Genomic DNA, 14,936 nt, shown 5'->3' with positions numbered 1-14,936 from the left:
GTCAGCGGGCCTTTCTCGCAGCGCGGAGGAAGTCCTTGTTCAGACGTCCGATGACGTCCTGCGGGATTTCCTTCGGACAGGCGAGCGTGCATTCGCCGGTGTTGGTGCAGCCGCCGAAGCCCGCATCGTCGTGGGCTTCGAGCATGCCGACGACGCGGGAATGGCGCTCCGGCTGTCCCTGCGGCAGGAGGCCGAGGTGGGTGACCTTGGCGGCGGTGAAGAGCATGGCCGAACCATTGGGGCAGGCGGCCACGCACGCGCCGCAGCCGATGCATTCGGCGGCCTCGAAGGCCAGGTCGGCGTCGGGTTTCGGGACCGGGATCGAGTGCGCCTCGGGTGCGGCGCCGGTCGGCGCGGTGATGTAGCCGCCCGCCCGGATGATCCGGTCGAAGGCCGAGCGGTCGACCATCAGGTCCTTGATGACCGGAAAAGCCTTGGCCCGCCACGGTTCCACGGTGATCGTGTCGCCGTCGGAGAACTTCCGCATGTGGAGCTGGCAGGTGGTGGTGGCCTGCTCCGGGCCGTGCGGAGTGCCGTCGATGACGAGTGAGCACGCGCCGCAGATGCCCTCGCGGCAGTCGTGGTCGAAGGCGATGGGCTCCTCGCCGGCGCCGGTGAGCCGTTCGTTGAGGACGTCGAGCATTTCCAGGAACGACGCGTCGGGCGAGACCTCCACGCCGTAGTCGACCATCCCGCCCTTGTCGCGGGAGTTCCGCTGCCGCCAGATACGCAGGGTGAGTTTCATTCTCGATTCCGCTCTTACTTGTAGGACCGCGTGCTGGGCTGGACGTACTCGTAGCTCAGCGCTTCCCGGTGCAGCGTCGGTGGCTCGTGCTGGTTCCATTCCCACGCGGCGACATAGGAGAAGTTCTCGTCGTCGCGGCGCGCCTCACCGTCCTCGGTCTGCGACTCGGCCCGGAAGTGGCCGCCCGCGGATTCGGTGCGGTGCAGGGCGTCGACGACCATGAGTTCGGCCAGTTCGAGGAAGTCGGCCACCCGGCCCGCGCGCTCCAGCGACTGGTTGAGGTCATCCCCGGAGCCCGGCACGTTGACGCGCTGCCAGAACTCCGCGCGCAGTGCGGGAATCAGCGCCAGCGCCTTGCGCAGTCCCGCCTCGGTCCGTTCCATGCCGCAGTACTCCCACATGAGGTGGCCGAGCTCGCGGTGGAAGGAGTCGACGGTGCGGTCGCCCCGGATGGACAGGAGTCTGTCGATCATCGCGGTGACCCGGGCCTCGGCGGCCGCGATCGCGGCGGCCGGCACCTCCCCGACCGGACCGCGGGCGAGATAGTCGCCGAGGGTGGCCGGCAGGACGAAATACCCGTCGGCCAGGCCCTGCATGAGCGCGGAGGCCCCGAGCCGGTTGGCGCCGTGGTCGGAGAAATTGGCCTCCCCGATCACGAACAGTCCCGGAACGGTGGATTGCAGGTCGTAGTCCACCCACAGCCCGCCCATGGTGTAGTGCACGGCGGGGTAGATGCGCATGGGCATCTCGTACGGGTTCTCGCCCGTGATCCGCTCGTACATCGTGAAGAGGTTGCCGTACTTGGCTTTCACCGCATCGGCGCCGAGCCGCCCGATGGCGTCGGCGAAATCGAGATAGACGCCGAGCCCGCCCGGCCCTACTCCACGCCCCTCGTCGCAGACGTTCTTGGCCGCCCGGGAGGCGATGTCGCGCGGCACCAGATTGCCGAACGCCGGATAGATGCGTTCCAGGTAGTAGTCGCGCTCGCGCTCGGGCACATCGCCGGGCTTGCGTTGGTCCCCAACGTTTTTGGGCACCCACACCCGGCCGTCGTTGCGCAGTGACTCCGACATGAGCGTCAGCTTCGACTGGTGCTCGCCCGAGACCGGGATGCAGGTCGGATGAATCTGTGTGAAGCAGGGATTGGCGAAGTACGCGCCGTGCTTGTGCGCCCGCCACGACGCCGTGACATTCGAGCCCATGGCATTGGTCGACAGGAAGTAGACGTTGCCGTACCCGCCGGAGGCCAGCACCACGGCGTCGGCCGTGTAGGACCGGATTGCGCCGGTGACCAGGTCGCGCACGACCACGCCCCGCGCCACCCCGTCCACCATGATCAGGTCGAGCATCTCGTGCCGCGCATGCAGTTCCACGGTGCCCGCGTCGACCTGCCGCAGCAGCGCCTGATACGCGCCCAGCAGCAGCTGCTGGCCCGTCTGCCCGCGGGCGTAGAAGGTGCGCGAGACCTGCGCGCCGCCGAACGACCGATTGTCGAGCAGGCCGCCGTACTCCCGCGCGAACGGAACACCCTGCGCCACACACTGATCGATGATCTGCGTCGAGATCTCCGCCAGCCGGTGCACATTCGACTCGCGCGACCGGTAGTCACCGCCCTTGACCGTGTCGTAGAACAGCCGGTGCACGCTGTCACCGTCATTGCGGTAGTTCTTGGCGGCATTGATCCCGCCCTGCGCGGCGATCGAGTGCGCCCGACGCGGCGAATCCTGGAAACAGAACTGGATCACGCGATAGCCCTGCTCCCCCAGCGTGGCCCCCGCCGAGCCGCCGGCCAGCCCGGTGCCGATGACGATGACCGTCTTCTTGCGCTTGTTCGCCGGATTGACCAGCTTGGCCTCGAACTTACGGGTGGTCCAGCGCTCGGCGATCGGCCCGCCCGGCGCTCTGGTGTCGGAGATCGGCTCGCCGATGCGGAAAAGACTGTCATTCATGGCTATTTCACCCATCCGAAGGAGACAGCGATCGGGACGGCCAGGAAACCGGCGACCAGCAGGATCGAGACGGCGGCCGCGAGCAGGTCGTAGCCACGAGCGCCGGTCAGACCCAGGGTCCGGGCGGCACTGCGAATGCCGTGCCGCAGGTGCAGACCCACCATGACCACGGCGACAACGTAGAAGAGCGTGACGTACCAGTGGGACGGCGCGAAGTCGGCGACCACCTTCTCGTACGGAGTCGCGTTGCGGCCCACAGGATTCACCGCGCCGAAGGTCAGATCCAGCAGATGCCAGACGAGATACAGCGCGATGATCACCCCGCCCCACCGCATGGTGTGAACGGCATAACCCTGCGCATGCGACTTCTTCTTCGCCGCGTACCCGACCGGCCTGGCGCGCCGCGCCGTACGCGCAAGCGAGACCGCCGACCACATGTGCAGAATCACGCTCACCGCGAGCACGACCTCCACAGCCGACAACAACCCCCGCCGAGGCACCGCCGGCTCCCCCACCGTCCGCAACCATTCCGCATAGTGATTGAAATCCGACGCCCCCAGGAACACTTTGAGATTCCCGGCCATGTGCGCGATGAGGAACAGCACCAGAATGCCCCCGGTCACCGCCATCACGGCCTTCTTGCCCACCGTCGTCCGGTAGAGCTCAGGTATTACGACAGCCACCAGCGGAAACTACGTCCGCTCCGCGCCCCCGGTCCAAGTCCCCGACGCTCTGGTCTCCATGACCCTGGCCTATCCATCGAGCTGCAACCGGAATTACTACTCCAAGTAGTGATTGCGGCCGGTGAACGATGTCACACGGAGACCGAACCAGCGAACCCCGGCCGAAAGCGCTCGGCCGGGGTCCGCCGCCGATGGCGTCGCGATCAGCGGATCTCTCGGGTGAGTCGGGACGACCACGGACACCAGAAGCAACCCGGCAGGAAAGCGCCGCAAGCCTCGTCCAGGTTTTCCTCGACATAGGAGATAGCCGAGTCACAGACCTCGATCGCCACAGTGAAGAAGCTGATCGTGTCCGGGTCGAGGTGGAAGCTCCAACCCGGGTTGTAGTCGGCCACCCGCTTCCTGATACGTCCCATGACGTGGATCGACATCTGCTCCTCGCCGGACAGGATCCGACGTGCTTCCGCGATGCGTTGCGGGTCATTGAGCCGGATGATGAATTCCTTGCCGGAGTAATCGGTGAATGCGAAGTCCGCCATGACATCTCCCTGCCAGAAGTAGTGGATGGGATTCGTACGCGGTTCTGCATCGATGCACTCAGCATCGTATCGACGCGAGACCGCTGTGTACACGAAATTCTCTGTGCGACAATCGATTTGGACTTCCAGCCGGTTTCTGGCGGTGGTAACCGGACCGACGGGTCAGTTCTGGCCCTGGTTAGCGGCGTGGTGGCCGTTGCTTCGAGAGGAAAGCTGGGCTCGGATCGATCTCCCGGCGAATATCAACTCGCGGATCGCGATAGCGCCCCGCGCAACGGGCGCGGCGACCCGGCCCTCGGCGTCGATCAGCACAGCCGACGGTGTACCGCGGACGCGATATCGCAGCGCCGCCTCGTTGCCCTGCTGCACCAGCGACGGGATCTCGCCCAGACCCTGTTCGGCACCCCACACGGCCTGCTCATCGGCATCGCCGTTGCCGACGACGACCATGGTCATGGCCGTGCGCGCCCGCCACCGCGGCAGCTCACGCGCCAGCGCGGCGCACATCTCACAGCCCGGGTGCACGAACACCAGCAGCACTGCCCGGCCCCCCGAGAGCAGGTCCGCGAGGTTCGTGCGGGCACCCGCGAGGTCGAGCAACTCGAACTCCGGGGCGACCGAGCCGACCGGCAGGCCCTCGGCACCCAGCGTCGAGAGCGCCTGCTCGTCCAGCCTGCGCCGCAGCACGCCGACCTGGCCGACCAGCCACGCCAGGACACCGCACAGCAGCGCACCGAGCGCGAGCCCGGTCGCGGCATCCGCAGCCAGTCCGGCGGGCACCGAGGAACGAGCCAACCCGCCCCACACGACCGACGCCGCGAGCACCATCAGCACTCCGTTGCGCACGATGCTGCGCCGGCCGATCGGCGTCGTACTCGCCGCGCCGAAGCATGAGCACGAGGGGCGCTTGCCGCGCCGCAACAAGCCGACCATGACCACCGTGAAGACCGTCAGCAGGAGCAGCGCGCCGACCGCCCCCGCGACGGCCGTCCACGGCAGGATGACGCCGACCGCCAACACCGCCTCGGCGACCGGCAGCCCCCACGCCACGGCGGGCACCCACCGCACCGGCACCTCGAACTCCCCCACCGCCTGCCGCGTACCGGCGCGATCGGCCAGCTTCCCCCAGGCCGACAACCCGAACACCACGGCGAGCGCCAATCGCGTAACCCACACCCCGTATTCGATCAGCATGGGCCGCACCCTCCCACATCAGCGATTATTCGAATAAAGAATCGCCGGAAGAGTATTCGAGGTGTTGCGAAGGCCTGTCGGACACGTCATCGTCCGGCCGCGACGACAAGAGCGGCGCCTGCACGCCGATGCCCTGGGTGGCCCGAGACCCCAGCGCGGCGGCCTCGTGGAAGTCGAGACCGCCGGCTGGGATCCGATCGTCGAGTTCGTGACCGTGCACAGCTCATGCGGCGGTAGGTGCGCCGCGGGCTAGAACTGCTCGATTTTCATCCTGTCGCAGGAGAGAGTGACGGTCTCATTCGCCGGCCCGGCGTTGCCGGCCTCGAGCGAGGGAACGTTCCATGAGCGAGTCCAGGCATTTATCAGACTGATCGCCAGCACGGGCTCCCCATGGCTGTCCAGCTCGGTGATCGTGATGGTCGCTCTCGCGCCGTGGGGGTCCTTGAGCGACTGCCGGATCCAGCGGTCGAATACCTCGCTCTTGTCCGGGCTCCGGGTGATGGTCACCTCACGCTGCTCGGCCTCCCGCTGGTGGTCATCTCGTCCATCGCCGAGACCTGACACCACGCGACGCGCCTGCTCCATGAAGAACCTGTCCAGATCGATACGGAACATTCCCGTGCTGATCTTGTCCTGGGTTTGCATGTCGACCTCCTGAATTCGTAACCGGTTGGTTTCTCGCTCATGAGGCAATGCCATTCGAGAGTACGGCGTGGACGGGGCCGCCGGAATGGGAAATTGCGGTCTTCTCGAGCAACGGTCGCCCGGCGTCCGCACCACGCGGCGACCTCACGCCCGATGCGCCACCAGCCCCCGCTCGAGAGCACGAGTGTTCGTGATCATCGACTCGGAATCGGAATCGCGGAGTTCATAGTTCTAGGCTATCGACTGTGCAGTTGCAGCAGTTGTCGTATTTCTTGGCTGTGGCGCAGGCCAGGCATTTCACCAGGGCGGCCGATGCGCTGGGGGTCGCGCAGCCGTCGTTGTCGAAGCAGATTCGGACGCTGGAGAGCGAGCTCGGGGCTTCGCTGTTCAGCCGGGCGCGGGGGAATATCACGCTGACTCCGGCGGGTGAGGCGTTGTTGCCGTTGGCTACCCGGATTCTGGCGGATGTGGATACTGCGCGGCTGGAGGTGCAGGAGCTTGCGGGGCTGCGGCGGGGGCGGGTTCGACTCGGGGCGACGCCGTCGCTGTGTTCAGGACTGCTGGCCGATGCGCTGCGGCGGTATCACGACGCGTATCCGGGGATCAGGCTGCTGGTGGAGGAGGGTGGGTCCCGGGATCTGGTGCGGCAATTGACCAGGGGCGCACTCGATTCGGCGCTGGTGATCCTGCCGCTGGGCGAGGACACCCCGCTGGCCACCACGCCGATCCTGCGCGAGGATCTGGTGGTCACCGCCAGGGTCGACGACAGTTCGCTGCCCCAGCGTCCGCACCTGCGGATCACGGACCTGCGGGATCGGCCGCTGGTGATGTTCCGGCTGGGCTATGACCTGAGGGAGGCGACGATCGGGGCCTGCCGGGAGGCGGGGTTCGAACCCCGCTTCTCGGTCGAGGGCGGCGAGATGGATGCCGTGCTGCGGTTCGTGGAGGTGGGGCTCGGGATCGCGGTCGTCCCATCCACGGTGCTGGCCGGACGGCCTGGGCTGCGCGGGATTCCGCTGTCGGGCGACGGCGGCCGCGAGTCCCGCGGACTGCACCGGACGGTCGCGCTCGCCCATCGCAAGGACGTCACACCCACGCACGCCGCCGGGGCGTTCCGGGCGACGCTGGAGAGTTTCGTCCGGGAGGCTGCCGCGAGCGGCGGCCTCCCGGCGGGGGTCCGGTCGCTGCTGCCGCAGGCTGGAACGACCGGGACCTGAGGTAGCGACCGGGACCCGAGGCCTAGGCGACGATCAGGACCTCGCGGAGACGCTGGAGTTCGGATTCCGAAAGTCCGTTGGCGAGTAGCCAGTTGGCGGCCCCGCCGTGCTCGGCATGCAGGTTCCTCAGGAAGCCGAGCATGACCTCCGGGGAGACGGCCAGGATGCCCGTATTGGTCTGCGGCAGGCCCTCGTAGGACGGGAGCGCGTCGAGTCGGTCGCGGACCTTCTGGATGCGCTCGTTGGTGAGGGCGTAGTCGTGGGCGATCGCCTCGGCGGGGACCCCGACCGCGTCCAGCAGAATCGCGGCGAGCACGCCGGTGCGGTCTTTGCCTGCGGCGCAATGGAACAGCACCGAGTGGCGGTCCGGATCGACGATGAGGCGAACCGCCTCGACGATGTGCTCGCCACTGCCGCCGAGCAGTTGACCGTACAGCTCGGTCAGGTCGACGCGGGTCTTGTCGGGGACCAGATCCCGTGCGGCCAGCGAGGATTGCGGCGACTTGCGGATCGGCAGGTTGGCGATGCGCAGACCGGAGTCGGCGATCAGCCCGTAGCCCTCGCGCTCCACCTCGTCGGGCAGGCGCAGGTCGATGACCGTGCGCAGGCCCAGCTTCTCGACCAGGTGCGACAGATCGTCGCAGGTGGCCTGCTGCAGCGTGGAGGAGCGCAGCACGATGCCGAAACGTGTGGTGCCGCCGCCGGTTACGGGGAGCCCGCCCAGGTCGCGCACATTGTCGATCTGGGCGAAGTCGATCCAGCGGGAGGGCATGGAATCAGTGGTCATGACAGGCTCGGTGGTCACGACGGGCTCAGTGGGCACGGCCGGCCGCCGCCTCTTCCGCGCGGGTCAGGCCGCACAGGCCGATCAGGTCTTCGTGCAGCTCGAACCAGACGGTGTGGTAGCTGTCCATGATGGGCCGGGCCACGTAGGTGTGGTCGCCCTCCGCGATGCGCTCGACGGCGCGGTCGAGGCGGTCCAGGTAGCGGGACAGGCGCGGGGCGAGCCCGCCCAGGCGGCCGATGAGCGGGCGCAGGCGCTGGTGAGTCTCGTTGAGCCGGCCCAGCACCGAGGCGTCGTACTCGGCGTCGGCGTGGTCGTTGACCGTGGCCGGGTCCTTCATCTGCCAGTCGGTGATGATGACCTTGAGGTCGCCGTTGAAGACGCAGAACTCGTCGTAGGCGGCGGTCATGGCGGCCGCGTCGACGGTCGCGCGCTCCTCGGCCAGCAGTTGCTCCAGACGCGGGCGGCCCTCGGGGGTGATACGGAAGCCGGCCGGGGTGGTGGCGCAGTAGCCCGCGGTCACCAAACCTTCACAGCAGGAGGCGATCTCGGCGGTGTCGGCGAACAGGCTGGCGGCCAGATTGTCGGCGTTCACCCGGCCCTTGATGCCGACCAGCCGCAGCACGGCCAGCTCGGTGACGGGAGCGTCCACGGAAACCTCTTCCTGCTCGGCGTTCTCGGTGGCGGACTCGGCGTCTTCCGCTGCGACAGAGCGGTTTTCGAGCCGGTCGGCGAGCTGCTCGCCGGTCACGCCCGCCCACTGGGCGAGCTGACGCACATCGTCGAGGACGGCCTGCTCGACCGGCTTGGCGACGACCTCGCCGGGCAGCACCAGCCCGGCCCCGCCGTCGACGGTGACGGACCTGCCGGTCAGCGCGGCGACCACGCCGGGCCCGCAGCCGACCACGCACGGCCGGCCGAGTTCCCGGCTGACCAGCGCGGCATGCGAAGTGGTGCCGCCCAATTCGGTGACGATGGCCCGCGCGGCGATCATGCCGTGCAGATCGTCGGGGCTGGTGGTGGGGCGCACCAGGATGACGTCCTCGCCCGCCTCGGCGCGCGCCTCGGCTTCGTCGGGATCGGTCACGACGACGCCGGAAGCCAGTCCGGGACAGGCGGATTCGCCGCGGGCGAGGGGCTCCTGACCGCCGGTGTCACCGGAGGCGGGGCGCAGCACCTCGCGCACCTGGTCGGCGGTGACCCGGTCCAGGGCCTCGTCGGCGCTGATCAGCCCCTCCTCGACCATGGCGACCGCGGTGCGCACCGCGGCCCGCGCCGAGCGCTTGGCCGGACGCGACTGCAGCAGCCACAGCGTGCCGGATTCGACGGTGAACTCCACGTCCTGCAGATCGCGGCCGTCGTGCTCGAGCAGCTGCGCGGCGGCGATCAGCCGCTCGTGCACCGCGGGCTGGGTGGCGGCCAGCTCGTCGAGCGGGCGGGGGGTCAGGCGGCCGGACACCACGTCCTCGCCCTGCCCGCCGACCAGCCACTCGCCGTAGACGGGACCGTCGCCGGTATTGGGGTTGCGGCTGAAAAGCACACCGGTGCCGGACAATTCGTCGAGGTTGCCGAACACCATGGCCTGCACGGTGACCGCGGTGCCCAGGGTGTCGGGCACGCCGCGGTTGGCGCGATAGGTCTTGGCGCGCGCGGAATCCCAGGACCGGAACACGGCCTCGATCGCACCGCGCAGCTGGTCCCACGGATCGGCCGGGACCGCGCCGCTCGCGTCGCCGAGCACGGTCTCGCGGTACTGGTGCACGAAGCGCTGCCGGGTGTCCTGCGCGTAGGTCGGATTGCTGGTCTCCACGGCCAGCGCCTGCTGCACCGCGTCGGTCATGCCGAGGTTCAGGACGGTGTCCATCATGCCGGGCATCGAGATGGCCGCACCCGAGCGCACCGACACCAGCAGCGGGCGCTCCGCCGACCCGAAGCGACGGCCGGTGCCGCGCTCGATCATGGCGATACCGTCGAGCACCTGGGCCCAGATCCCATCGGCGATGGCGCCGCGCCGCGTGTAGTCGGCCCAGCCGTCGGTGGTGATGACGAACGCGGGCGGCACCGGCAGACCGAGGGCCCGCATGTGGTCGATGCTCCACGCCTTGCCGCCGATCTTCTCTCGCGACAGTCCGCACGCGCCGTCGAGTTCGACAACGGTCGCGCCCGCCGCAAGGTCCAGACGCTGCGCAAGCTCCGTTCCGGCCGTCATGTCACTCCTTCGAGGTCCTGGATTCATTCGCACTCCAGCGCTCCGCCGCTGTTCGAGCGGCCTGCCGGGCAATATCCATCCCGTCCCCTACGGGACCACTTCAACGAGCGTGCCGGGTGAGCGCGCCCACACCCAACTCCCATCCCGATCAGCGGAATGAAAGCACCGACACTCACACCCGGCACGTTGCCCAACGCGACAACTGATCTCGCGCCGAGCGGGGTAACTCCCCGGGGACCCCCAAATAGGTGGCGCTCCCGACCGCCGGCACGCGTGCGACACCGGCAACGGCTCCCAAACCGTGCGCTGAAGTCTCGGGGAGGCGGAACAGCCCGGTCAGCGGGATGGCGCGTCGAAAATGGGCTACGCGGACTGCGGGTTGGGGCAGGATGGGCGGATGGATCGGCGGCACTCGGGCGGCAGTTCCGCGGCCGGGCCCGTGACGACCATTCCGGCACTGGTGGCGGACCGGGCGCGGCGCTATCCGGAGGCGGTGGCCATTGCCGGGCCGGCGGGGCGGCTGACGTTCGCCGAACTCGCCGACGATGTCGCCACGGTGACCCGGGCTGCCATGGCGTCGGGGCTCGAACCCGGTGACCGGGTGGGCATGTGGGCCCCCAACAGCGTGCGCTGGATCGTGACCGCGCTCGGAATGCTCGGTGCGGGAGCGACTCTGGTGCCGATCGGCACCCGGCTGCGCGGCGCGGAGACCGCGGAGGTGCTGGCCCGCAGCCACGTCAAGGCGGTGTGCACGGTCCAGGAGTTCCTGGGCGCGGACTACCCGGCCATGCTGGCCGAATCCGGCCGTCCCCTACCGGATCTGGAACATGTCATCCTGCTCGACGACGCCCGCGGCGAGAACGCGGCCGACTGGGACGTCAGCTCCTGGGCGGGATTTCTGGCCCCCGGCACCGTGATCGAGCCGCAGTCCGCGGTCGAGCGCACCGCCCGGGTGGATCCGGAGTCGGTGTCCGACATCCTGTTCACCTCCGGCACCACCGGCGCGCCCAAGGGGGTGCTCGCCACGCACCGGCAGACCCTGGAGGTGCTCGCGCAGTGGGCCGACGCGGTGACGCTGCGCCCGCGCGACCGGTATCTGCTGGTGAACCCGTTCTCGCACACGTTCGGGTACAAGGCCGGCATCCTGGCCTGCCTGCTGCGCACCGCCACCATGGTCCCGATGGAGCGCTTCGACGCCGCCCGGGCGCTGCAGCTCATCGAGAGCGAGCGAATCACCGTGCTGGCCGGGCCGCCAACGCTTTTCACCGACCTGCTGGCCGCCGAGCACGATCACTACCTGCTGGGCTCGCTGCGCCTGGCCGGGACCGGCGGCGCGACCATCCCCACCGAACTGGTGCGGCGCATTCGCGAGGATCTGCGCGTCCCCTACGTCTTCACCGCGTACGGCCTCACCGAATCCATCGGCGTCGTCTCCATCTGCCCGCCCGACGCTCCGACCGAACTGGTCGCGGGCACCGTCGGAAAGACGCTGTCCGGCAGTGAGATCCGGATCCTCGACCGCGACGGCACACCGGTGGCGCCGGGCGAACCCGGCGAGATCACCGTCAAGGGCCCGAATGTCATGCTCGGCTACCTCGACGACCCCGAGGCCACCGCCGCCGCCATCGACGCGGACGGCTACCTGCACACCGGCGATGTCGGCACCCTCGACCACGACGGCTACCTACGCATCACCGACCGGCTCAAGGACATGTTCATCGTCGGCGGCTTCAATGCCTACCCGGCCGAGATCGAGCGAGTCCTGCTGCAGCACCCGGATATTCGCGACGTCGCGGTGATCGGCATCCCCGACGAGCGGCTCGGTGAGGTCGGCCGCGCCGTTGTGGTGCCCGCCGACGGGGCCGCGACCGATCCGGCCACCCTCATCGAGTGGTCGCGCTCGCGCCTGGCCGGCTACAAGGTGCCGCGGGAGATCGTCTTCGTCGACGACCTCCCGCGCAATGCTGGCGGCAAGGTGCTCAAACAGCAGCTGCGCGATCCCAGCTGATCAGTTCGACAGCACCGCTCGCTCAATTCCCCAGCACCGGGCCGTCGGCCCAGCGGTACAGGTGCGCGATCGCCGGTTCCACGATGGAATCCGGGATCTCGCCGTCGAACCAGCGATCCACATGCGTCCAGTGGTAGGGATGCAGCAGGTAGTCGCCATTGAGCCCGTCCGGGTCGGCGAACTCCTGCTCCCACACATGGGTCCAGCGGCCGTGGCCCGGCACCCGGCTCAGCGACCAGGACCGGATGGCCGAGATGTGCGCGGGCATGGCCATCAGGTCGGATTCGAAGCGCGCCACCGTATCCGGAGCCGTGCCGGACCGCACCGTGAGCAGCAGGGTGCGTTTGATGCGACGGGCAGCGTCCAGCCGCACCACGCGGGCGTTCACCGGGGCCAGTGGCACTACATCGGCGGTGGCGGGCAGGACGGGCAGGACGGTCGCGGGCGCCGAGTCGGCGGCCAGATCCCAGACCGCGCCGAGTCCGCCCGTGCTGCCGGGCAGATCGACACCGGCCGAGCAGTGCGTGACCCCGGGGGTGGCGGTCGCCGCCGTGGCCTGCGCGGCGAGCTGCCCGTCCGCGTCGTCTCCGGCGGGCGGGGCGGTGAGAATCACCCAGCGGCTCATGACAGTTCCTCCTGTACCGCCAGGACGTGCCGCTCCCGCGTCAGCGCGACGGCGTCGGTGTCCGACCAGAAGGCCGAGACGGCGGGATCAGCGGCGGCCGCGCCCCGCATGCCGTAGAAGTCGTAGATGCCGGGCAGTTCCCAGATGATCTGCACGGCAACCGAATCCGCGCCGGAGTGCGCGTGCAGTACCTGGGGCGAACGCAGTCCGCGGGCGGCGGCCCCCGGCAGATAGTCGCTGCGCCAGCGGGTCAGCCAGTCCTCCGCACGGTCGGCGGGCAGGACGATGCGGTCGACAACGCGGACAGCCGTCGCGGGATTCACAGCTTCGCCTCCACCTCGTTGCGATACCGATCCACGTAGGCCGCAAGGTTTTCCACGCCATTGAGCAGGGACTCCGGGCCGAACATGGGCGGGGTGAGCACGACGCGGCTCGCGCCCGCCGTGACGTAGGGGCGCACGTAGCCCGGGTCGAACTCGCGCGTGAAATCGAAGGAGCCCGGCCAGATGGTCATCTCGACCGCGTCCTCGGCACGTCCTGCCTCCCGCGACAACTCACGAATCCGGTCCGCGCCGCGCGCGAAATCCTCCGACGAGATGGTGTACGGGAACCAGCCGTCCCCGACCCGGGCCGCGCGCCGCACCGCCGGAGCGCTGTTGCCGCCCAGCACGATCGGGATCGACCGTTCGGGCTGCGGCAGGCAGAACTGCTTCTCGAACGACACGTGCTTGCCCTGATAGGTGGCCGGGGACTCCGTCCACAGCGCCCGCATGGCCCCGATGCAGTCGTCCAGGCGTCCGCCGCGATCCTCGAACGGCACCCCGATCGCCGCGTATTCCTCTTTCTGCCAGCCGATTCCGAGCCCGAGCAGCAACCGCCCGCCCGACTGCCGATCGAGGGTGGCGGCCCGCTTGGCCAGCACCACCGGGCTGTGCAGCGGCGCCACCACCATGGCGGTGCCCAGCTTCAGGGTGCTCGACGCCGCCGCCACGAACGCCAGCGTCTCCAGCGGATCCGTCATCGGCACCCCGAGATCCCCGCCCGGCATCCGTCCGTCGGGCGAATACGGGTACAGCGGCTCGTAATCCTGTGCCACCACAACGTGTTCCACGGTCCAGATCGAATCCAGCCCGCATTCCTCCGCCGCCGCCGCGAACTCCCGCAGAAATCCGCCCGAGGTCACCAGACCCTCGAGATATGGCATGAGCATGCCGATGCGCATCGGCCGCCTCCGTCCTTCCGGGTACGACCCGCCACTGGGCCACCCCCCGATCGTGGCGTGTTAGCGGGGTCACAAATCGCCCCGGTCCCGGTCACCGAGACCAGCGAAATCCCATGTCACAGCGGTAGTTTCACGCAACGACAGCTGGCCCTGCACCGTACGGTGCAGGGCTGACGCGGGCGCGGCTCGACAAGCGGGACCACCAGGGCACCACTCACCACTCCTCGGTCCGTGTCCCGGTGCGGAACGCACCGGGACACGGGAGCTCCGAGAGTGGGTCAGATTTCCTTGCGCATCTGGGCGGTGAGGGGCTTCATGTAGCCCGAGCCGAGCAGGCGGCGCATGATGTTCATGGCCTTGGCGTCCTTGCCGATCAGGATGAGCGGCTTGTTCTTCCGGATGCCGTTGACGATGGTCTTGGCGCAGTCCTCGGGGCTGGTCTGGGCCAAGCGGTCGAAATTGGCGGCCAGGTCGTCGCGGTCGCGGGTGGCGGCGGCGCGGGCCTTCCAGGCGATCTCGGTCTTGATCATGCCGGGGTGGATGCTGGAGACGCCCACGTTGTAGCCGGCGATGATCATCTCCTGGCGCAGTGCGTCGCTGATGGCGTGCATGGCGTACTTGGAGGAGCTGTAGCCGCCCTGGCTGGGGCAGGCCACCAGGCCGAACATGCTGGAGACATTGGCGATGTGCCCGTCACCGGAGGCGATCACGTGCGGCAGGAACGCCTTCACGCCGTGCAGGGTGCCCCAGTAGTTGATGCCGAAGATCCACTCCAGGTCTTCCCAGGAGACTTCCTCGATATTGGCGGTCAGCGAGACGCCCGCGTTGTTGACGACGACATTGACCTTGCCGAAATCCGCGACCACCTCGTCGGCGTGCGCGTACACGGCCGCCCGATCGGTCACGTCCAGCTTGTAGGCGCGGGCCTTGGCGCCCTCCTTCTCGCACAGCGCCACGGTCTCCGCGACATTGTCGAGATTGCGCCCGGACAGCGCCAGCTGCGCGCCGTTCCGGGCCAGCTCCAGGGCCAGCGCCCGGCCGATGCCCGCTCCCGCACCGGTGATTACGGCGACTTTGCCGTGGAAGTCCTTCATGGGTGTTTCCTTGTCTCGCAGC

The 14,936-nt window shown here is 68.8% G+C and carries 14 protein-coding genes; 2 read left to right on the top strand and 12 right to left on the bottom strand.

The window, feature by feature from the left end:
• Nucleotide 1: 1 nt before the first annotated feature.
• The 6 genes from ACFXKA_RS05335 to ACFXKA_RS05310 form a co-directional block, all read right to left on the bottom strand.
• Complete coding sequence (locus ACFXKA_RS05335; RefSeq protein WP_379426221.1) at nucleotides 2–745, bottom strand: succinate dehydrogenase/fumarate reductase iron-sulfur subunit; 744 nt, start codon at nucleotides 743–745, stop codon at nucleotides 2–4.
• A 14-nt stretch (nucleotides 746–759) separates the two neighbouring features.
• Nucleotides 760–2,694 carry a fumarate reductase/succinate dehydrogenase flavoprotein subunit gene (locus ACFXKA_RS05330; RefSeq protein WP_379426219.1) on the bottom strand — a complete coding sequence of 645 codons (1,935 nt, stop codon included), beginning with the start codon at nucleotides 2,692–2,694 and terminating at the stop codon, nucleotides 760–762.
• Nucleotides 2,695–2,696: 2 nt separating this feature from the next.
• A complete protein-coding gene (locus ACFXKA_RS05325; protein ID WP_379426217.1) occupies nucleotides 2,697–3,377 on the bottom strand; it encodes a succinate dehydrogenase cytochrome b subunit in 681 nt (226 codons plus the stop codon).
• A 203-nt stretch (nucleotides 3,378–3,580) separates the two neighbouring features.
• The gene (locus tag ACFXKA_RS05320) at nucleotides 3,581–4,009 is read right to left on the bottom strand and encodes a calmodulin (protein WP_379426215.1); all 429 of its coding nucleotides are present in this window, start codon (nucleotides 4,007–4,009) and stop codon (nucleotides 3,581–3,583) included.
• Between the two features lie 69 nt (nucleotides 4,010–4,078).
• Nucleotides 4,079–5,110, bottom strand: a complete 1,032-nt coding sequence (locus ACFXKA_RS05315; RefSeq protein ID WP_379426213.1) for a MauE/DoxX family redox-associated membrane protein — start codon at nucleotides 5,108–5,110, stop codon at nucleotides 4,079–4,081.
• A 249-nt stretch (nucleotides 5,111–5,359) separates the two neighbouring features.
• Nucleotides 5,360–5,755, bottom strand: a complete 396-nt coding sequence (locus ACFXKA_RS05310; protein ID WP_379426211.1) for a phage tail protein — start codon at nucleotides 5,753–5,755, stop codon at nucleotides 5,360–5,362.
• Between the two features lie 245 nt (nucleotides 5,756–6,000).
• Here ACFXKA_RS05310 and ACFXKA_RS05305 point away from each other — a divergent pair, with 245 nt between their 5' ends.
• A complete protein-coding gene (locus ACFXKA_RS05305) occupies nucleotides 6,001–6,972 on the top strand; it encodes a LysR family transcriptional regulator (protein WP_379426209.1) in 972 nt (323 codons plus the stop codon).
• 22 nt (nucleotides 6,973–6,994) lie between these two features.
• Here ACFXKA_RS05305 and ACFXKA_RS05300 read toward each other — a convergent pair whose 3' ends face one another.
• Both ACFXKA_RS05300 and ACFXKA_RS05295 read right to left on the bottom strand, forming a co-directional pair.
• Nucleotides 6,995–7,759, bottom strand: a complete 765-nt coding sequence (locus ACFXKA_RS05300; protein ID WP_379426208.1) for a tyrosine-protein phosphatase — start codon at nucleotides 7,757–7,759, stop codon at nucleotides 6,995–6,997.
• Between the two features lie 25 nt (nucleotides 7,760–7,784).
• Nucleotides 7,785–9,965 carry a pyruvate, phosphate dikinase gene (locus ACFXKA_RS05295; RefSeq protein WP_379426206.1) on the bottom strand — a complete coding sequence of 727 codons (2,181 nt, stop codon included), beginning with the start codon at nucleotides 9,963–9,965 and terminating at the stop codon, nucleotides 7,785–7,787.
• A 397-nt stretch (nucleotides 9,966–10,362) separates the two neighbouring features.
• Between ACFXKA_RS05295 and ACFXKA_RS05290 the strand changes: the two genes are divergently transcribed.
• The gene (locus ACFXKA_RS05290) at nucleotides 10,363–11,973 is read left to right on the top strand and encodes a FadD3 family acyl-CoA ligase (RefSeq protein ID WP_379426204.1); all 1,611 of its coding nucleotides are present in this window, start codon (nucleotides 10,363–10,365) and stop codon (nucleotides 11,971–11,973) included.
• A 22-nt stretch (nucleotides 11,974–11,995) separates the two neighbouring features.
• Here ACFXKA_RS05290 and ACFXKA_RS05285 read toward each other — a convergent pair whose 3' ends face one another.
• The 4 genes from ACFXKA_RS05285 to ACFXKA_RS05270 all read right to left on the bottom strand — a co-directional run bounded on the left by ACFXKA_RS05285 (nucleotide 11,996) and on the right by ACFXKA_RS05270 (nucleotide 14,914).
• Entirely contained in the window at nucleotides 11,996–12,598 is a 603-nt protein-coding gene (locus ACFXKA_RS05285; protein ID WP_379426202.1) for a Dabb family protein, read from the bottom strand.
• A complete protein-coding gene (locus ACFXKA_RS05280; RefSeq protein ID WP_379426200.1) occupies nucleotides 12,595–12,921 on the bottom strand; it encodes a hypothetical protein in 327 nt (108 codons plus the stop codon). The genes ACFXKA_RS05285 and ACFXKA_RS05280 overlap by 4 nt, the downstream gene beginning before the upstream one ends.
• Nucleotides 12,918–13,820, bottom strand: a complete 903-nt coding sequence (locus tag ACFXKA_RS05275; protein WP_379426199.1) for an LLM class F420-dependent oxidoreductase — start codon at nucleotides 13,818–13,820, stop codon at nucleotides 12,918–12,920. The genes ACFXKA_RS05280 and ACFXKA_RS05275 overlap by 4 nt, the downstream gene beginning before the upstream one ends.
• Nucleotides 13,821–14,098: 278 nt before the next feature.
• The gene (locus tag ACFXKA_RS05270) at nucleotides 14,099–14,914 is read right to left on the bottom strand and encodes an SDR family NAD(P)-dependent oxidoreductase (RefSeq protein ID WP_379382484.1); all 816 of its coding nucleotides are present in this window, start codon (nucleotides 14,912–14,914) and stop codon (nucleotides 14,099–14,101) included.
• Nucleotides 14,915–14,936: the final 22 nt, after the last annotated feature.

This window comes from Nocardia sp. NPDC059228, from assembly GCF_042754245.1.
Lineage (GTDB): Bacteria > Actinomycetota > Actinomycetes > Mycobacteriales > Mycobacteriaceae > Nocardia.
The sequence above is the reverse complement of the archived record's forward strand: the minus strand, read 5'-3'. Positions and strand labels throughout refer to the sequence as shown.